Origin of the sequence: Membranihabitans marinus, assembly GCF_019802045.1 — a bacterium.
GTDB classification, from domain to species: domain Bacteria; phylum Bacteroidota; class Bacteroidia; order Chitinophagales; family Saprospiraceae; genus Membranihabitans; species Membranihabitans marinus_A.
On record NZ_JAHVHU010000008.1, the window covers coordinates 140,514 to 159,628 of the forward strand.

17 protein-coding genes are annotated in these 19,115 nt (G+C 42.1%); 8 read left to right on the plus strand and 9 right to left on the minus strand.

What is annotated here, in order from left to right; genetic code table 11:
* Positions 1–61: 61 nt before the first annotated feature.
* Both KUV50_RS09380 and KUV50_RS09385 read right to left on the minus strand, forming a co-directional pair.
* Positions 62–1,150, minus strand: a complete 1,089-nt coding sequence (locus KUV50_RS09380; protein WP_222579878.1) for an ATP-binding protein — start codon at positions 1,148–1,150, stop codon at positions 62–64.
* Positions 1,151–1,628: 478 nt separating this feature from the next.
* The gene (locus KUV50_RS09385; RefSeq protein WP_222579879.1) at positions 1,629–2,924 is read right to left on the minus strand and encodes a hypothetical protein; all 1,296 of its coding nucleotides are present in this window, start codon (positions 2,922–2,924) and stop codon (positions 1,629–1,631) included.
* Positions 2,925–3,117: 193 nt separating this feature from the next.
* Here KUV50_RS09385 and atpD point away from each other — a divergent pair, with 193 nt between their 5' ends.
* Positions 3,118–4,638 carry a F0F1 ATP synthase subunit beta gene (gene atpD / locus KUV50_RS09390; RefSeq protein ID WP_222579880.1) on the plus strand — a complete coding sequence of 507 codons (1,521 nt, stop codon included), beginning with the start codon at positions 3,118–3,120 and terminating at the stop codon, positions 4,636–4,638.
* A 241-nt stretch (positions 4,639–4,879) separates the two neighbouring features.
* A complete protein-coding gene (atpC, locus tag KUV50_RS09395) occupies positions 4,880–5,143 on the plus strand; it encodes an ATP synthase F1 subunit epsilon (protein ID WP_222579881.1) in 264 nt (87 codons plus the stop codon).
* A gap of 118 nt (positions 5,144–5,261) precedes the next feature.
* Here the strand turns inward: atpC and KUV50_RS09400 are convergent, their stop codons facing one another.
* On the minus strand, positions 5,262–5,834 hold the full coding sequence (locus KUV50_RS09400; protein ID WP_222579882.1) for a DUF2911 domain-containing protein: 573 nt from the start codon (positions 5,832–5,834) through the stop codon (positions 5,262–5,264).
* A gap of 318 nt (positions 5,835–6,152) precedes the next feature.
* Positions 6,153–6,917 (minus strand): DUF547 domain-containing protein, encoded by a 765-nt coding sequence (locus KUV50_RS09405; RefSeq protein WP_222579883.1) that lies wholly within the window; start codon positions 6,915–6,917, stop codon positions 6,153–6,155.
* 98 nt (positions 6,918–7,015) lie between these two features.
* On the opposite strand from KUV50_RS09405, the gene KUV50_RS09410 reads away from it, so the two are divergent.
* The 5 genes from KUV50_RS09410 to KUV50_RS09430 all read left to right on the plus strand — a co-directional run bounded on the left by KUV50_RS09410 (position 7,016) and on the right by KUV50_RS09430 (position 12,505).
* On the plus strand, positions 7,016–7,900 hold the full coding sequence (locus tag KUV50_RS09410) for a PfkB family carbohydrate kinase (RefSeq protein WP_222579884.1): 885 nt from the start codon (positions 7,016–7,018) through the stop codon (positions 7,898–7,900).
* Positions 7,901–8,020: 120 nt separating this feature from the next.
* Positions 8,021–8,695 carry an ABC transporter ATP-binding protein gene (locus KUV50_RS09415; protein ID WP_222579885.1) on the plus strand — a complete coding sequence of 225 codons (675 nt, stop codon included), beginning with the start codon at positions 8,021–8,023 and terminating at the stop codon, positions 8,693–8,695.
* Positions 8,692–9,921: an ABC transporter permease gene (locus KUV50_RS09420; protein WP_222579886.1), complete on the plus strand. Its 1,230-nt coding sequence runs from the start codon at positions 8,692–8,694 to the stop codon at positions 9,919–9,921. The genes KUV50_RS09415 and KUV50_RS09420 overlap by 4 nt, the downstream gene beginning before the upstream one ends.
* A 22-nt stretch (positions 9,922–9,943) precedes the next feature.
* Complete coding sequence (locus tag KUV50_RS09425; RefSeq protein ID WP_222579887.1) at positions 9,944–11,197, plus strand: ABC transporter permease; 1,254 nt, start codon at positions 9,944–9,946, stop codon at positions 11,195–11,197.
* A gap of 51 nt (positions 11,198–11,248) precedes the next feature.
* The gene (locus KUV50_RS09430; protein ID WP_222579888.1) at positions 11,249–12,505 is read left to right on the plus strand and encodes an efflux RND transporter periplasmic adaptor subunit; all 1,257 of its coding nucleotides are present in this window, start codon (positions 11,249–11,251) and stop codon (positions 12,503–12,505) included.
* Positions 12,506–12,745: 240 nt separating this feature from the next.
* Here the strand turns inward: KUV50_RS09430 and KUV50_RS09435 are convergent, their stop codons facing one another.
* The 4 genes from KUV50_RS09435 to KUV50_RS09450 form a co-directional block, all read right to left on the minus strand.
* Positions 12,746–13,360, minus strand: a complete 615-nt coding sequence (locus KUV50_RS09435; protein ID WP_222579889.1) for a porin family protein — start codon at positions 13,358–13,360, stop codon at positions 12,746–12,748.
* Between the two features lie 124 nt (positions 13,361–13,484).
* A complete protein-coding gene (locus tag KUV50_RS09440) occupies positions 13,485–14,405 on the minus strand; it encodes an Rpn family recombination-promoting nuclease/putative transposase (protein ID WP_222579890.1) in 921 nt (306 codons plus the stop codon).
* Positions 14,406–14,426: 21 nt separating this feature from the next.
* A complete protein-coding gene (locus KUV50_RS09445) occupies positions 14,427–15,320 on the minus strand; it encodes a hypothetical protein (protein WP_222579891.1) in 894 nt (297 codons plus the stop codon).
* Between the two features lie 92 nt (positions 15,321–15,412).
* Positions 15,413–16,963 (minus strand): response regulator, encoded by a 1,551-nt coding sequence (locus tag KUV50_RS09450; RefSeq protein ID WP_222579892.1) that lies wholly within the window; start codon positions 16,961–16,963, stop codon positions 15,413–15,415.
* A 109-nt stretch (positions 16,964–17,072) separates the two neighbouring features.
* Here KUV50_RS09450 and KUV50_RS09455 point away from each other — a divergent pair, with 109 nt between their 5' ends.
* Complete coding sequence (locus KUV50_RS09455; RefSeq protein WP_222579893.1) at positions 17,073–18,257, plus strand: HD domain-containing protein; 1,185 nt, start codon at positions 17,073–17,075, stop codon at positions 18,255–18,257.
* Between the two features lie 261 nt (positions 18,258–18,518).
* Here KUV50_RS09455 and KUV50_RS09460 read toward each other — a convergent pair whose 3' ends face one another.
* The gene (locus KUV50_RS09460; RefSeq protein ID WP_222579894.1) at positions 18,519–19,064 is read right to left on the minus strand and encodes an SRPBCC family protein; all 546 of its coding nucleotides are present in this window, start codon (positions 19,062–19,064) and stop codon (positions 18,519–18,521) included.
* Between the last annotated feature and the right edge of the window lie 51 nt (positions 19,065–19,115).

The following is a 19,115-nucleotide window of genomic DNA, read 5'->3' on the forward strand; positions in this document are numbered from 1 at the left end:
CTAAATAATTAATACTTGGTGTCTCTCCGTGATATCCTCTGTGTAGCTTTGTGAAATAATTTCACTCTTTTTCTTTTTGTGCAAGTGCTTCAAACAAATCTTTCCACTCTTTTCGTTGTGCAATAATCGTATTTCGGTAATCCTGCCAGGCCGGTCCGTCTTTTTCGGGGTTTTTGATAATGGATCCGGGCAGAGTCAATGCTACCTCCCGGGCTGAGACTACCCCATTTCCGAAAAAGCGAGCCATATTCATCGATTGGCGGGCGGTGGAGATCGCTTCTGCTGTGCTCAGTGTGTTTTCAGTCGGTTTTATCTTTTGTTTTCCATCTTCCGTGATGCCGCTTCGGAGTTCCCGAAATATTTGGACGATCCGTTGAATCTCTTTTTCCGGAAGGATGGATTCTATGCTTTCATTGATTGATTCACCATCCAGTTTGTAGCGTATGATTTGAACCTCCTCTTCCAGCGTGTCGGGCAATGGCAGGTGCACGACATTGAATCGTCGTTTCAATGCGTCACTTAATGCATAGGTGCCACGATCCTTGTCATTGGCTGTGGCGATGATATTGAATCCTTGCCGGGCGCGGACTTCTAACTTGAGTTCGGGTATCATCATCATCTTCTCGGATAGGAGCGATAAAAGGTTGTCCTGGATGATAGCCGGAATCCGTGTCAATTCTTCGATTCGCACCAATTTCCCCTCTGTCATCCCCCTAAAAACGGCACCCGGTACCAGCGCTTTCTCCGAAGGGCCATGGGCGATCAGGCTGGCGTAGTTCCAGCCGAAGAGCAAATCTTCCTCTGTAGTTGCGCTACTGCCCTGAATGAGATAGGATGTATCCCCGCTGATGGCTGCGGCAAGGTGGTCGCCCACCCAGCTTTTGGCGGTGCCGGGTACCCCCGTAAGCAACAAAGCCCGATCGGTGACCAGCGTGGCTATAGCGGTTTCGATCAAGGATTTTTGACCGATGTATTTGGGGGAAATGGCCTTTCCTTCCACGTCACCACCAAGTATAAAAGTCAATACAGACCGGGGGGATAACAGCCAATTGACTGGTTTGTCCTCCTGATCATGCTTTTGAAGCCATTCGAGTTCTTCTTTATAGGCTATCTCTGTTTTTTCACGTAATAAGTCAGATTTGGTGTTCATATTATAGCTGGGTGTATCTGGTTTGCCGGAATAGTAGTAAAGATGAGAAAGAATTTATAATTATTAATGGTTAATCTTTGAACTTGCTCAGATGGCTCAGTTTACGGATGTATAGCCCGTGCTTTTTCGCCCCGGTAAAAACATGGAAGCAATCTTGGGCTTTCCAGTCTGTGTGAAGATTGAAAGGTCGGGGAGCTGCTGATGTAGTTATGTTTTGTCATCATCTATAAAAAATTAAGATAATCAGTGTTATATGAGATCAGTCAGAATTAAATTTTGGTTTTTATTTTGTTGAGTTTTCAGAAGATTCAATGTTTTATTCTAACCTAACCCACAAAAGTCAAACGTCACCCAAAATTGGGCTATGTCATATGCCCAATTTTGGATTTTAAGCAATTGATGCACTACATCTTACGTATCATAAAAGATTGACGTGGTGAATTAAGCGGGCTAAGGTCCAACGACTATCAACTAAGAACTATGCATAGCATTTCTTCATCAATTCCAGCCGGTTTTTCAATATATCGCGTATTTTCTGCAGTGGTGGAGCGGTGTCCTGCAATAATGAATGTTGCCAGATCGGCCTGATCCGGTTGGGATGAATGCGAAGTGCCAGGACTTCGAGCGCTAGTTCTTCGACTGTGAACGGCATTTCGGCCCATTGCTTTACAAATCTTTGCCATACCAGATCTGAATCAGATTCATTCAGGAAAGGATGGATTTTTTTTAGAAGGTTGATAAATTGTTGATCAAAGGAAGAATGCGGATCGTCAATAAAAATTTTCAAAATGTCAAGCGCAGTAGAGCCATCGAGAGCCTTGACGAATGCAGAATCATGAAGCAGCGACGGTGTTCCCTGCGCGAGGTGGCTTAGCGTTTTTTGAGACCGATGAAGGGTAGCCGCTTCGATAAGTGCAGGTTGATGCTCTGATTGAAATGACTTAGATTGTTTATTCAGATAATCATCCGGATCGACCAATGCAATCAGGATGTCTGTCTTAGTTGTTTTATGTCCAAGGCCTTCGAGGTCTTTCCAGGATAATAATGGAGGAAGCCGGATGAGCGAATCATCATTTTGGGGAGCTTTAATGTATTTCAGTAATTCATTTTTTAACGGATCATAGACGCTTTTTACTTTTCGTAACACGCATGCATTCAGGGCAGCCAGCCGAACGGGTTTTCGGGAATGGCTCAGTTGGGTCTCGATGAATTGACCGACATCGGGTGAAAGATCTTTATGGAGAATATCCAATAGCCTGGCCTGTTGGGGGGCGGAGACCTTCGGATAGATATCTTTAATATAGGAAAAGGTGGGCAAAGGCAAGACCTCCATGCGCACCTTCAGGGCGTCATAATAGCCCGGACTTCCTATGGCCAGGGTTAGTTTATGATCAAAAGCGCGAAGGATGTAATTCCAGGTCCCATGATTTCGCGAAAGCGCCAACGTCAATTCCGGATGCTGTGCATAAATGGTGGACCACATTGTTGGATGGTTTTTAAATAGAGTCAATAGGGTAGGGACTATACCGGTTGGGATCTTTTTAAGAGTGCGACCAAGATGATACAACACATTTTTAAAGAAAAGTTCCGGATGTCCGGATTGCAGCAAATGATTCAATTCGTGTTCCAGGGGAAGTGGTGCTTCAATTGTCTGAAAAGACTGTTGCTTATCTTTGTGACCATAGATAGAAAGAAGTCTCCGGAATCGGTGCTCGATTAAATGAGTAAAGAATTTTTGATATTCTTCGGGTGAAGCATCTGTATGACTCAGCAATAGTTGTGTTTGAAGAAGCTTTTGTCTCTTTAAGTTCAAAATTTTAGTCTTTATGGCGAAAGTGCTGTTTGAAGAAATAAAAATGGGAGGATGAAATTATTTTGAATATTCAAAGTTCCCTTTTGCCATTCCATATAAAACGCTATCTTTGCGCAAAATTTATATAGTTCAATTACCCAATTTAATAATTCTTATGGCAAATATAGGTAAAGTAAAGCAAGTCATTGGCCCTGTAGTGGATGTTAGTTTTCAGGATGAAAAATCCCATTTACCACAGATCCTAAACGCATTGGCGATCAAACGCGATGGGTTTGATGATCTTATTCTTGAAGTCCAACAACACCTGGGTGAAGATAGTGTGCGTGCGATAGCGATGGATGCCACCGATGGATTGATCAGAGGTCAGGAAGTGATTGATACCGGTGCGCAAATTCGGATGCCAGTGGGTGATCAGATCAAAGGACGATTATTCAATGTTGTGGGAGAGCCCATCGATGGGTTGAAACCGACAGAAAAGGGGGATACGGCCTACTCGATTCACCGGAAACCACCTTCTTACGAGGATTTGTCTACGGATACCGAAGTGCTGTATACCGGGATCAAAGTCATTGATCTTGTCGAACCCTATGCCAAAGGAGGGAAAATTGGACTGTTTGGCGGAGCGGGGGTAGGAAAAACTGTTCTAATTCAGGAGTTGATCAATAATATTGCAAAAGGGTATGATGGAATATCTGTATTTGCAGGAGTAGGGGAGCGAACGCGTGAAGGAAATGATTTGATGAGAGAGATGTTGGAGGCTGATATCATCAAATATGGAGATGCTTTTATGGAATCCATGAAAGAAGGTGGTTGGGATCTGACCAAGGTCGATTACACGGAATTGGAAGATTCTAAAGCAACCTTTGTATTTGGTCAGATGAACGAACCTCCAGGTGCCCGGGCACGAGTAGCTTTGTCCGGATTGACCATCGCAGAGTATTACCGGGACGGTGATATGAGTGATCCAGCTGGCGGACGTGATATACTGTTTTTTGTGGATAACATCTTCCGATTTACCCAGGCGGGGTCTGAGGTGTCTGCACTTCTGGGGCGTATGCCTTCAGCAGTGGGGTATCAGCCGACACTTGCCACGGAAATGGGCTTTATGCAGGAGCGAATTACTTCTACGAAACGAGGATCCATTACATCTGTACAGGCTGTATATGTGCCTGCGGATGACTTGACGGATCCGGCGCCAGCAACAACTTTTGCGCACCTCGATGCCATTACGGTTCTGAGCCGTAAATTGGCTTCTTTGGGTATCTATCCGGCGATCGATCCTCTGGAGTCCTCTTCACGGATCCTGAGCCCGCAGATATTGGGCGATGAGCATTATAACACAGCACAGCGCGTGATCAACCTGCTTCAGAGAAATAAAGAACTTCAGGATATTATTGCTATTCTCGGTATGGAGGAGTTGAGTGATGAAGATAAGATCGTCGTGCACCGTGCGCGTCGGGTGATGCGATTCCTTTCTCAGCCTTTCCACGTGGCCGAAGCATTTACCGGATTGAAGGGTGTATTGGTGCCCATCGAAGAATCCATCCGTGGGTTCAATATGATCATGGATGGGGAAGTGGATGAATATCCGGAAGCTGCTTTTAACCTGGTTGGTACTATTGATGAAGCCATTGAGAAAGGGAAAAGATTAATTGCTGAAGCGGAAGAAGCCTAATACCTAAGTGTAGTTTGGCGGTTCGATCGCCAGACGACTTAAGATATAGACTGGCGGTTTCCAATTTGGTCGACAGATACCTTTGGAATTAGAGGCTGCCGGCGATTATGTTCGCTGAGTGGTGAAAGTTTTTTGTGACAGCTATTTTAGCGACCGTAAGAATGATATTTAAATAACGAACTAAAAGCGCTGTGCCCATACTACTATAAGCGCAGCGCCTAAGAACTTACAACTAACATATATGCTTCTTGATGTAATAACGCCCGATGAAAAACTGTTTTCTGGAGAAATCGAATCGGTGACGGTTCCTGGAATCAATGGTCAATTTCAGATTTTAAATAATCACGCCCCCATCGTTTCTGCGTTGACAAAAGGCAGGGTGCAAATCAAAAAATCAAATGGTGAAATGGAATCTTTTTTGATTGATCAAGGTTTTGTGGAGCTTTTACAAAATGAAGTTTCCCTGTTGGTACATACACCGAAAGAGGAAGCGGAATCAAAATGATTTTAAACTGGTAAGGCTGTTGATGTGATATCTTGCAGCAACTAAATTCATGAATATAAAAAAAGCGATAATGGAATTTCCATTATCGCTTTTTTATTTAGGGTCAAATGAAGAATAATTATTTGACCTTGATTTTTATAGGTAATTTGTAATACTCCCAAGCCATAACGATGCCGTCGTCATTAACCTTGTATTCGAGTCGTTCGGTCATGTTGCTTTGACTGGGATAAACATTAACCCGAAGTGCATCCTTGCTTTCATCATATTTCATAGCACCCCATTGATCTGCTTCTTTGTTGAAAATTACAGTAGCCGTTGCATCTTCGTGGGGAATTACAAAAAAGCTATATGTACCTGCAGGTAATTCTTTTCCTTCCACCAAGAGATCTTTATCTGTCTTAAATGTGGTAGCTTCATTCGCACCAGCGCGCCATACTTTGTTCAGTGGTACCAGCTCCCCCCAAATATTCCGACCTTTAACACCGGGGCTACTATAGTTGATGGTGATCGTTGCATCACCGATTTTACCGGAAGCCTCTTTGGCCGGACTGGCTTTAGCTTCTTTTTTAGCAGGGTGTTCATTGGATGAAGGATGTTCTTTTTTAGCGGGGTGTTCATTCTGCGCTTGTAAGCCGACCACCATAAAAAGGCCGATTAGCGCGGTCATAGTTACTTTGAATAAGTTTCTCATGTGTACTATTTGTTTTAGTTTCTAAATGAATGGGAGCTGCCAGAGCTCTTTAGTAAAATGCATAACGCCATAAATATAAAAAAAATATACATCAATTGTTAATTTAACATCCTTCTCCTGGGTGAAATATAGTGGTTTGGATCCCTCTTAGATTAGGATTTGATAGGAGGGTAAGCCAGATTGTTCTCTTCCAACGAAGGATAAGTATAGAGACTGATCTTACTTTTGTGATTTGAAAATCAGGGGTGTCAAAAAAGGAAGACCCATGACCAAAAAAAATCTTCTAAAAATTACACCATATGTTTTTTCAATCAATCACTATCCACCAACTGATTTTGTGTCGTTGAGATTCCAGTCATAGGTTTGATAAATGATGGTTGCGTTATTATTGATATTAACGGGGCTGTATTGATTTAAGAAGTCAATCAGGTTGCCGTTCTTTGTAAAGTCACCACTGAACCATTTAATTATGGGTGAGATCTCTATTTTGGTTTCTGTGATCTTATTTTTGCTGGAATCCGAAAGAAACTCTTTGGCAGCGCGGGTCAATTGTTGATCTAGGTTTTTCGCAGTATATGCCCTTTGCTGGAGTTTGGGGCAGGAAATGGAGGCACAATTAACCGCAAAGTGGATTCGGGGTTCATCAAATTGTTTGCGAATAATTCCATGTTCTATATTGTTGAGATCATAGGTTCTGGATTCAATATTGATAAATTTAATGTCCCATACAGAATTAACAAATGAAACCCCGGGCTTAATATCTTTGATGCTTGCGACCGGGTAATGATCGGTAATCAACTTTATAGTATACGCGTTGTAAGCATTGAGCCAGTAAGCGAGCTGTTCATCTTCGGTCCAGAATTTGTCATTCGGATGATGAGTAGATAAAGCAGTGAGGTACTGGTTCAAACGGGCGCTGTCCTGGATAAATCCCTGATAGTCGACCAATCCGTTGTCAGCAACATGGGCCATGAGTAAACTATCCCAAATGGTGTGGCTCACGGGGGATGATTCCCCCTTGAATTTGGATACTTTACAGGAAATCATCGTAAGAGTAATAATAAGTAAAAGAAGATTTTTCATGGACGCGCATTTAATTTATTTATTATCTTGGATGTTGCAAATACGCAACAGATCGCGGAGCAGATGTGTTGTGAAAACATAAATAAAAGAAAATTATTTTGACGGAATATAAAGTATTGGCTGTCGGAGAGGTGTTGTTTGATGTAATCAATGGTGCATATAAGCTGGGAGGCGCCCCGTTCAATGTCGCGGCACATATGGCTAAGCTGGGCAACGAAAGTTTTATACTCTCTGCAGTGGGACAGGATGAGTTGGGCGACCAGATTATTAATGAAGCTGAGGATCTGGGTGTAAACACGGATCTGATTTTTCAAAACGCACAAAAGAAAACAGGGACCGTACAGGTAGAATTTGAGAATGGGGAACCGGAATACGAGATCGTTCGGGATGTGGCGTGGGATTATCTGGAGGTTGATTTTGATCGAATCAGTACAAAGAAATGGTCTGTAGTGGCCCTGGGGTCGTTGGCCCAACGCAGTACGCACAATCAAACTTTTTATCATAAATTATTTAGCCAGCTTCAGGCTTCATGGATTTATTTTGATTGTAATCTTCGGCAAGAGTTTTTTACAAAGTCTGTTTTGGAAAAATCGCTGCATTTTGCCAATATAGGAAAGTTCAATGAGCATGAAATAAAAGTAGCCTCAAAATTGATCTATGACGAGGTACTATTTCCGGAGGATTTTGCTCGACGACTTAATGCAGATTTCCTGATTGATCTGGTGGTGTATACCTGGGGTAAAGCAGGTTCCAAAGCATGGTATCGGGGCAATATGCTTGAGGCCACCAGTGATGAAGTGAAAACAAAAGACACGGTTGGTGCTGGGGACGCTTTTAGTGCCGGATTTTTGCATACATGGGTCCGAACGAAGGATGTGGAAGAATCCCTAAAAAAAGGAAATCAACTGGGCGGATATGTCGCCTCTCATGCTGGAGCTATTCCACCATATACTGAGGAGCTTACAAGCAATTTTAACCTATAAAATCGATGAAATGAATACTTGGTCGATAATACAGAAGTTCTTGCAGAATTTATGTTCGTCGACGCCATGTATTTGTGTAGTTTACGTCAGTCCATATTAAATAAATGGGGAAATGGTTCAATGATTAAATTACGAGATATACACAAAGCGTACAAAACAGAATTTACCAGTCTGCAAGTGTTGAAAGGAATTGATCTGGATATTCAGGAGGGAGAGTTTGCTTCTATAATGGGATCCTCCGGATCGGGCAAATCCACATTATTAAATATTTTGGGCATTCTGGATGAATATGATTCCGGCGAGTATCACTTAGCCGGTCAGCTTATGAAGGATCTTTCAGAAAAACAAGCGGCCTATTATCGAAATCAATTTATAGGATTTGTCTTCCAGTCCTTTAACCTTCTCAATTTTAAAACTGCTGTAGAAAATGTTTCATTACCGTTGTATTATCGAAAGGTAGATCGTAAACTACGACATGAGAAAGCCATGCACTATCTGGAAATGGTCGGGTTAAAAGATTGGGCTGGTCATTTGCCAACCCAGCTTTCCGGTGGACAACAACAGCGGGTCGCTATCGCACGGTCGATGGTCACAGAGCCCAAGGTGCTATTGGCAGACGAACCAACTGGTGCCCTGGATACGAAAACATCACATGAAGTGATGGGACTGTTTCAGAAGATTAATGAACAGGGAAAAACGGTCCTGATCGTGACCCATGAACAAGATATTGCTAAAGTGACAGAACGGATCATTGAGATCCAGGATGGTGTCATCTTAACACCACAACAAGTATGAAATGGGTCGATACGGAGAAATGGAATGAGATATTTATCTCGATCAGCAAGCATAAACTGCGCACAGCTTTAACTGCATTGGGCGTCTTTTGGGGCATCTTTATGTTGGTTATACTCCTGGGGGCTGGTCAGGGCCTTCAAAATGGAATAGCCCAGCAATTTCGATCCGATGCTATCAACAGTCTATGGATATATGGCGGATCTACTTCATTGGAGTTTAATGGTCTTCCTAAGAATCGACGAATAATCTTTAATAATGATGATTACCTTGAAATATCTAATCGTTTTCCAGAGGTTCCATATCTTGCAGGCCGGGTCTACCTGAGCAATAATCTTATATTAAAATATAAAGATAAAAGTCTTGGATATTCCGTACGGGCGATACATCCGGACATGAGACACATCGAGAATATAAATATCACGAAAGGCCGTTTTATCAATGAAAAGGATCAGCGTGATATCCGCAAAGTAGCCGTAATTGGTGAGATCGTACGGCAGGATGTCTTTGGCGGGGAGAATCCAATTGGAAAGGAAATCATGCTGGGCTCTACTGCATACTACGTGATTGGGGTTTCCTTTGATGCGGAAAGTGATCGGGCACAGCGGGAGATTCTTATTCCAATAAGTGTTGGACAGGTTGTTTATCAGGGCAATGAAAATATAAGTAATCTGGGTTTGGTAACCGGTGATATGAATGAAGGAGAAGTACAAGCTCTTGAAGAAGGTATTATCGATATACTTGCTGCCAATCATCAATTTAACCCGGCTGATGAACGGGCGATTCGCGTCAACAATCGGTATGAAGATTATAAAAACGTCCAAAATTTATTTTTTGGCATTAAGGCTTTTCTCTGGTTTGTAGGTGTTGGAAGTATTTTGGCCGGGATCGTCGGGGTGAGCAATATCATGCTGATTATTGTAAAAGATCGCACCAAGGAAATCGGTGTTCGCAAAGCATTGGGAGCGACGCCGCAATCCATTATTTCAATGGTCCTTTCTGAAGCGATTTTTATCACGTTCATGGCCGGCTACATGGGCTTCTTTTTCGGTGTAGTTGTTCTTTATTTGATCAGTGGTGTTGATTCTGATTTTTTCCGAAATCCTGAGATTCACCTGGGAGTCGGTTTTGCTGCCGTTCTTATTCTGGTCATAGCCGGAACCCTGGCCGGTCTTATTCCGGCACGTCAGGCAGCTAAGATTAATCCCATTGAAGCGATGCGATCATGAACTCATACAGATAAATTAATATATGTTTGACCGGGATACATGGCAGGAGATATTTGCTTCACTTGAGAAGCATAAATTGCGAACTGCACTCACGGCGTTGGGTGTGTTCTGGGGAATATTTATGCTGATTTTTATGCTTGGTATGGGTTCTGGACTGCGAAATGCTATATTTCGAGATTTTGGAAACCATGCCAAAAATGTCATGTACGTATGGTCGAGTGGTACATCGCTTCCCTATCAGGGGTTTCAGCCTGGTCGAACCCCCAGATTGAACATGGAGGATGTGGATTATCTTCTGGAAAACGTAGAAGGAGTGGATTATATCGCTCCACGAACGACAGTTCCGGGAAATATTACCAAAGGAGAGATCGTAGAAAGCTATGAGATCCGCGGTGAATTAGCTGATATGATCAAAGTCGAAGGGTTCAGAGTGTATAAAGGTCGCTACATCCATCCTTCGGATGTTGCCGAATCCAGGAAGGTGATTGTGATCGGTAAACGAGTGGCAGAAGTGCTTTTTGGTGCCGGTAATTGGGAAGCGGCCATCGGTCAATCCCTTACTGCAAATGGTGTAGAGTTTAAAGTTGTTGGTGTTTTTGGACCGGAACGAATAAAGCCTTGGACAGAAAGTGATTTGGAGGCTACCGTGATTCCATTGACGACGATGCACCGGTCATTTGGTACCGGTGGCCGCATCCATTACTTTGCATTGTCTGCACTGCCAAATTATAAGGTAAGTGATATTGAAAACAAAGTCAATTCCATACTTAAAAGCCGGCACCATGTCGCTCCCAATGACCCGCGGGGGATTGGAGGGTTTAATCTGGAAGAGCAGTTTGATCGAATCAATGGATTGTTCAATGGAATCGGCTTGTTCCTTTGGATTGTAGGGATTGGGACGCTGATCGCTGGGGTGGTTGGGGTGAGCAACATCATGATTATTACGGTCAAAGAACGTACCAAAGAGATAGGAATCCGAAAGGCTATAGGAGCTACACCAGGAATGATTATTCGGAGTATATTGACAGAATCTGTTTTTATAACGCTGATTTCAGGGTACCTGGGGTTGCTGGCTGGTGTGGTGGTCATCGGAGGCATAGATGTGGTGATGGAATGGATAGAAGTCGATGTGGATATGTTTTACAATCCGCAGGTAAGTTTTCAAGTGGCTATAGGTGCGTTATTGATTTTAGTGGTATCGGGAACTTTAGCCGGATTGATTCCAGCACTGATGGCTGCTCGTGTCAATCCCGTGGTGGCTTTGAAAGATGAATAATTCAACCCGGAGAATTAAATTTCCGGGCGTGTAGGTATTAAATTAATTCGAATGAAGAAAGGATGTTTTATAAGTACGATTGTGGTCTTGGTTTTATTGACAGCCGGATTGGTGTATTATTTTGTTTATCAGAATAAGGGATCCTCTGTGAGGAATACCACCGAAAAACCAGCATACGTTGATATATCGCGGAAAGTGGTCGCGACGGGAACCATCAATCCGCGGCAGGAGATCAACATCAAACCGCAGGTTTCAGGCGTGGTCGATGAGCTGTTCGTAGTGGCCGGTGAGGTCATCGAAAAAGGTAAAAAACTGGCCCGGATCAAACTGGTCCCCAGTCAGGTCAATATTAACCAGGCACAGTCCCAGGTCGAACTGGCCCGCCTTCGGTTAACAGATGCTCAGCGCGAACTAGAACGGCAGCGAACCATCCATGAAGACAACCTGGATGTGGAAACAGCAAAAGCTAATTTTGAGAATGCACGCCAGGAAGAAGCACGTCAACGACAACTGTTTGATGCAGGGGTGATTTCCGAACAGCAGTACAATCAATATAAACTTGAATTGGAGCTGCGACGAAATGCTTATGAGAATGCCAAAATTACTTCCACGAACAGTCTGTCACAATACGAAACCCAGGTCGACATTGCTCAGCAGGAATTGAACAGCGCTGTATCCAACTTGCGACTGCTCAAAGAAGGCGTTGATCAGAACTCCAAACAGGTGGCTAATGTTGTCAATTCACCCGTAGCCGGGATGGTCCTGGATGTGCCGCTGGAGGAAGGTACCTCAGTCATTGAACGGAACAACTTCAATGAAGGCACGACGATTGCAACGGTCGCTGATATGAATACACTGATTTTCGAGGGCAAGGTGGACGAAGCCGATGTAGGTTCCATAGATGAAGGGATGCCTATTCTGCTGAAGATAGGCGCTATTCCTGATCAGCAGTTCGATGCTATACTGGAATATATTTCACCAAAAGGTGTCAAGGAAGAAGGGACCGTAAAGTTTGAAGTCAAAGCGGCTGTGAAACAGACCGGTGATCGGTTTTTGCGGGCCGGCTATAGTGCCAACGGGGACATCATTATTCATAAGAAGGATAATGTTCTGGCGATAAAGGAGCGGGATATTATTTATGACGGTGACGGTAAGACCTACGTCGAAATAAAAAATGGCGATGGATTTGATCGGAAGAAAGTGGAGACGGGAATATCGGATGGGTTGAACACGGAGATCATTTCGGGATTGGATACGACGATGCTAGTTCGGGTACAGCAGGAGGAGCCGGAAATGGCGGGATCGTAATTTTTAATTCTTAATGTTGAATTTTTAATTGGACTTAAGCAAGGGGCAATTTACAGTTTCCTTCATAAAAAAAATTCAGGGCGATCTTTTAGTTCCAGATTAGTATTATGGCGGGAGCTGTGTTAGCTGCGGTTTCTAACCGACGGATAATTTCATAGTTATTGTCAACCTCTGGAATTAGATAAATGATTCCGAGTCGCGGCCACCTTTGCTTTTATTGCAGAAGTACATTGAATAAATTTAAAGAAAATAATAGCCTATCGATACTTGAAACATCTGATTGTACTCATTAGCAGCGTCTCCAGTAGGTACACCATTTTCATCTGTAATGATTCCTTCTAAAATCGGATTCAATCCATGATAGTAGTTGGTCCGGATAAATAGCTTCCCGATATAGAACTTTAAACCTCCGATCGCACCGTAATCTGTTCCATTATGTAGTTTCCCAGCCGGATTATTTTTTCCATTATATTTCTCACCTACATTGATTCCATAACTTCCGCCGGCATTCACCGCAATGATCTCGTTCAAGGGATATTCTATTATAACACCCAGATCTATATAATTTAAATCAACGATGTTTCGACCAGGTTCGTCGTCAATATTATGCTCAGTTCCCTTTTGGGAAAAGGTGCTTTCTAATTGAATATTTAAAGGATTATCTGGTGTATATTTTATATTAAGTCCTCCCATCAAACCATTCTTATACGCATAAGAAAAACCTTCAGTTGAATAATTGCTGGAGGTTCGAAATTTTGAAATGTTCAAACCCACAATAGGTGAGAGCTGCCATTGGGCAAAAGCCGGGAGGGTGAATAATAGGCAGAGTATGGCAGATAATAGCTTTGATCTCATTTTTCGGAAGGTTATGATTATAAAGAATAAAGGTCACTAAATTGAAACGTGATGATGCGCTGGAATGGTATGATCGATGTGGTGCTTAACAGTCGAGGCAGACTCAAATGCACATGGGCTTCGATTAATTTCCCGCTTCCATTTCTTTTCTTACTTTTTTAACAAATTCTGGGGTGACGTCTAATACATCACATATAAAAGGCGCATCTACCCCTTTAAGTAACATGTTTTTTGTGGCGGTCCAGTTTTTACGGTTTAATTCTTCTTCACGTCCTTCTTGTCTGAGCTGATCCGCTAAACTGATGAATTCTGTTTTCATAACCTCAGGTAATTTTTCAACTAAATTTTTCAACCTATTTTTCTCAATAACAATTATGTCGAAATAATAAACAATAAGAGATTCGAGTAGGTTCCGATTTTGCCAAGATTCTAATATAGAAAATATATTATTGAATTTTTCAGCTAAAAGCTCGGGTTCCCCAGTGTATTTCTGGGTTAAAAGTGCGGATGTCAATAACCCTTCACTCAATTGCCTGATCTGATCATCACTGTAATTTTGAATATTCTCAAAAAGAAATTTAATACTGGGAATAAATTCATTGGTTTTTAAATATGGCTCGTCAAATAATTCGTCCATTTTAAGAGGTACCCATTGATCTTTCCCGTGATAATATAAGAAAGGGATGACCGGGATAAGTGGATCTTGGTCGTTCTTTACTTGATCCCGGTAAGCGTCAAAAAGATATCCACCGATCTGGATAGAAATAAACTTGTAAGGTGTGCTCTTGTGCTCAAACAGTAAGTTCAGATACAGCAGTTGTTCTCCATTTCTCTCTCTCAAAGGGCATTTTAAAACAATATCTGCCATAGTCTCTCGTAGCCGGTCCGAGATAAAACTATTTGGTGAATGTTCTAGCTTTGCGAGGTCAAGAATTTCCTTTAGATGGCCTGGCAGAAAAGCTTCAAAATATTGCCTGGCTATATGAATATCCCCCAGGAGGGATTTCATAAATCGATCGTGCGGATTGTGGATTTGACCAGCCATCCACCAAAATAATCAAAAACATTAATTATCCGATCCCAGATTCAACTGATACGCTGCCACTTCATTTTTCAAAAAGGTCGGAACGATGATTATTTTATCTTCCGGAATGTAGCTTATGTCCGCTGTATTGGACTTCTCGGGTGTAGTGTCAACAATTTTAGTAACCTGATCGCCATCGATGTAATAAATCTCTCCCGCCCATCGACTGGCAATATAAGTGTCCTCATCCAGTATAACAAGTCCGTCTCCACCTTGTACTTCATCGGTCAGGATTTCATATCCTCTGTTATCATCAAATTTGATCAGTCCTTCGCCATTCAGCCCGTACAAAGTACCATTGTAGGATTCCAGCCCATTGATACTGGGCACGTTTTCAGCGATAACTTCATATTCGCCATCGGCGAGTTGAAAAACTTTGTTGTCTTTCATATCAGAAAAGAAGATCACCGATCCATCCGTGGCTGCATCATTGAGGAATTGTGCTCCTTCTACCGGATATTTTTCTATGATATCACCGCTGGACAAATCAATCTGCACAATCTCGTCAATATCCGTTACGTAGAGACTGTTGCCCAAAATAGCCATGCCTTTTGGTGCATTCAGACCTGTGGTCCACTCCATTTCATTCACGCTCCCATCGGGGTTAAGTATGGCGATAAATCCATCCCCATCTTTTTTCGCTGCATCTGTATTACCGCACGATACAAAAATGATGTCTTTTTCAGGATGGTACAATGCTGATTCCGAACCCACAAATGAGGTGTCTGTTTTCCAAAGCATCGTGGCTGATGGCTCAATGGATTCCATCTGCTTATCTTCAACAAGTTCCTCTTCTTCCTGATTGGAAGAATTGTTACAGGCAAAGAACAACATGAATGCAACAAGCAGGACGGGGGATAAATTAGTGATTTTCATTTTATTTAAAGTGTGTTTTCAATAATAAAGACCTTAAAATAATAAATAAAATCCAGAATGTGACTAATTATTCCCAGTATGTTTAAAAGTATCTATTTGGAGGTCAGACTAACAAAGGGGCAAATCATTTCTTCCAAACTGATTCCGCCGTGCTGAAAAGTATCTTTATAGTAGTTATTGTAATAATTGTAGTTGTTCGGATACAGGAAGAATTTCGCTTCTTTCGCAAAGATAAATGTCGAACTCACATTGGGGCGCGGAAGATGTGCATCCTCAGGATTTTTTACCTCCAGTACATCTTTCGCATTATATTTAAGGTTCCGACCGACTTTATATCGGAGGTTCGTGGTTGTTTCCCGGTCACCGACGACTTTGGAAGGATCATTGACACGGATCGTGCCATGGTCTGTAGTCACGAATAACTGAATATCGTGTTCTGCCAATTTTTGCAAGGTGCTCCACAATGAAGAATGCAGGAACCATGAACGGGTCAGAGATCGATAAGCTCGTTCATCACCAGCCAGTTCTTTGAGCATTTCCATTTCTGTGCGTGCATGAGACATCATGTCGATAAAATTATACACGATCACCGTCAGATCATTGTTGAGGTAATTCAATGCCTTTGATTCCATTTCACCAGCTTGCCAAGCATTGGATACCTTGGTGTATTCCCATTTGATGTCTTTGCGGAAAGTCCGCTTTAATTGGTGCTCGAGAAAAAGTTCTTCGTAAAGATTTTTTCCACCTTCTTCGTTGTCATTTTTCCATTCATTGGGAAAATTCTTTTCGATTTCCCGGGGCATCATTCCCGCGAAAATAGCATTGCGACTATACTGCGTAGCGGTCGGAAGTATAGAATAAAAATAGTCTTCTTCCAGAATGCGAAAATCTTCGTTGAAAATTGATTCAAGAATCATCCATTGATCATAACGAAGGTTGTCCAAAAGCAGAAAAATGGTCGGTCGCTCATCCATTTTGGGGAATAGCTTTTCACGGAGTAAATTATGGGACATGACAGGTGCATTCTCTTCCTCCATCCAGTCCATATAATTCTTGACGATATACTTCGAGAATTCCGTGTTGGCCTCACTTTTTTGCATGGTCAGTATATCCTGCATCTGATCACTTTGAGAATCGCTTAAACGCAGTTCCCAATTGATGATTTTTCGGTAAATGGTTACCCATTCACTGGTGTTGAGGTTACTGTTAATCTCCATTAGAATTTTGCGAAATTCGACCTGATAGTCATGAACGGTTTTTTCGCGGACCAGTCGGCGATTATCGATAATCTTTTTTAAGCTCAGCAGAATCTGATTGGGATTGACAGGTTTGAGCAAAAAATCGGATATTTCCGAACCAATCGCTTCATCCATCAATGTCTCTGCTTCATTCTTAGTGATCATGACTACTGGAACATTTTTATCGATTTGTCGTATTTCATGGAGGGTTTCCAGGCCAGTCAAACCCGGCATGGATTCATCGAGAAAGATGCAGTCAAAAGACTCGTTGTCAGTGACTTCTTCCAAAGCATCATGACCGTTGGATACGGTAGTGACATCGTAGCCTTTTTTTTGAAGAAACATCAATTGGGGTTTGAGAAGATCTATTTCATCATCAGCCCACAGTAGTCGAATATCGCTCATAAGTTAATTTTGAGTGTTTAATTTTTAATTTTGAATTTTTGGAAGGACAGCCGCAATGCTGTTCTCAAAAACGTTATGTTTAAATTTTATATTACAATATTTTCGGTCAATGAATAAAAAGAAGATCATAAACGATCCCATTTATGGGTTTATTAACATTCCATATGAGATTCTGTTCGATCTGATGGAGCATTCCTGGTTCCAAAGACTCCGTCGTATTTCTCAGGTAGGACTTACACAGCTGACCTATCCGGGTGCGACGCACAGTCGTTTTCATCATGCTTTAGGAGCTATGCATCTTATGTGGGAATCCATTGGTTTGCTGCGTGGGAAGGGGATATCGATTACTGAAGAGGAGGCCCGGGCAGCGTGTACAGCGATCTTATTACACGACATTGGCCATGGTCCCTTTTCTCACGCACTAGAAGGAACGCTCATTCGAAAATCCCACGAAGACCTCTCACTAGAGATCATGCATGCACTCAATGATCAGTTTCGAGGTGATCTGGGATTGGCGATTAAAATATTTACGGGGGAATATCCACGGGTGTTTTTACACCAATTGGTATCCGGTGAACTTGATGTGGATCGCTTGGATTATTTGGGGCGGGATAGTTTTTATACTGGAGTGGTCGAAGGAAAGATCGGGACGAACCGAATCATAAAAATGATGAACGTGGTCGATGACGAGTTGGTCATCGAAGAAAAAGGACTGTATTCTATTGAGAAATTTCTGATGGCCCGGAAAATTATGTATTGGCAGGTATATATGCACAAAACAGTGTTGGCCGTGGAGAAAATGTTAATCTCTGCTGTGTCTCGTATGCAGATGATAATTGATAAAAATGGAGTGCCGCAGTGCAGCCAAAAATTTCACAGATTATTGGCAGGGGATAATTCACTGGAATTGTTTCTGCAATTGGACGATACAGATGCGATATATGCCTTAAAGAATCATCAAATGTTTTCTGATCCTTTGCTTTCATACCTCAGCGAGGGAATTCTAAAACGTAAATTATTTCGTAGCAGACTTAGTACAAAACCATTTTCAGTTGATACTTCTGAAAAAATATTGGAACAATTGGTTAATACGCTGGATATAGATGAAAACACGGCTCGTCAATTGATCTTCTCTGGATCGGAAACCACACAATTCTATGATTGGAAACCTCGTCAGATCAAATTTTTGATGAAGGATGGTCGGATCCGTCCCTTTGAGGAAATATCGGACCTGGGCGATACCCGACATGAGACCACGAAATATTATTTGGTATATCCGAAAATGGGAATGTAATTGCCTCGGCTACCCCGATAAAGTCAACCGTCACCCAAAATTTGGTTATGTAATATGGCCAATCATGAAATGTAAACAATTGATGCACCGCATATTATGTGCCATTGCAGATTGACGTGGTGAAAAAAGAGGATACGTCGAGAATAGCTCCGGACTTAGCTCGCTCCGTCTCGTGTGCTTTATTTTTACCAAGAACTGGAACTCATGCTTCCCGGGGAAGTGTTCCAAAGTTCTTTCTGAATTTTTAAATGGTTTTCAACCTTAAACTTTCACCTTTCCATTATTTTCCAGCACTTGCTTGAGGTTAGCCAGTCCTTCCTCAAAATCATTTCCTACCTGCTTGTCCATATTCATAAACAGCAACATGATATTCATCGGGGGATTCATTTCACCGGTGAAACCCCAGGTAACTTCTGTATTTTGTTCGTCGATTTTTTCTATCCGAAGATAGGCATCTGACTCTGATTTAAAGGGCTTGTAAAACTCCAATCTGGTATAAATGGCTTTATTCTCATCCAATGAAGTAATCGTCTGTTGCCCGGCTCCCACTTTTTTATGATCACTTTCCCACTCAGATTGAAATCCGATTTTCCCATCTTCCCCCTTATAGGTTTTCTTCATATTTGGATCAATATTATTCCATTTTGCCCAGTGATCCTGATTGCGTAGATATCGGAGATACTCATAAACGGCTTCCAGGGGACGATTGATGTTGATTTTCCGATCTACACTATAAGATCGAGGTGCGACACTACTGAGGATGAAAACCAAAAGTGCCAGACAGATAATAATGTATATAAATATCATCTTGTGCTTTATTTGAAGTTTATTATTATTGGCTTAAGGTAAATATAATCT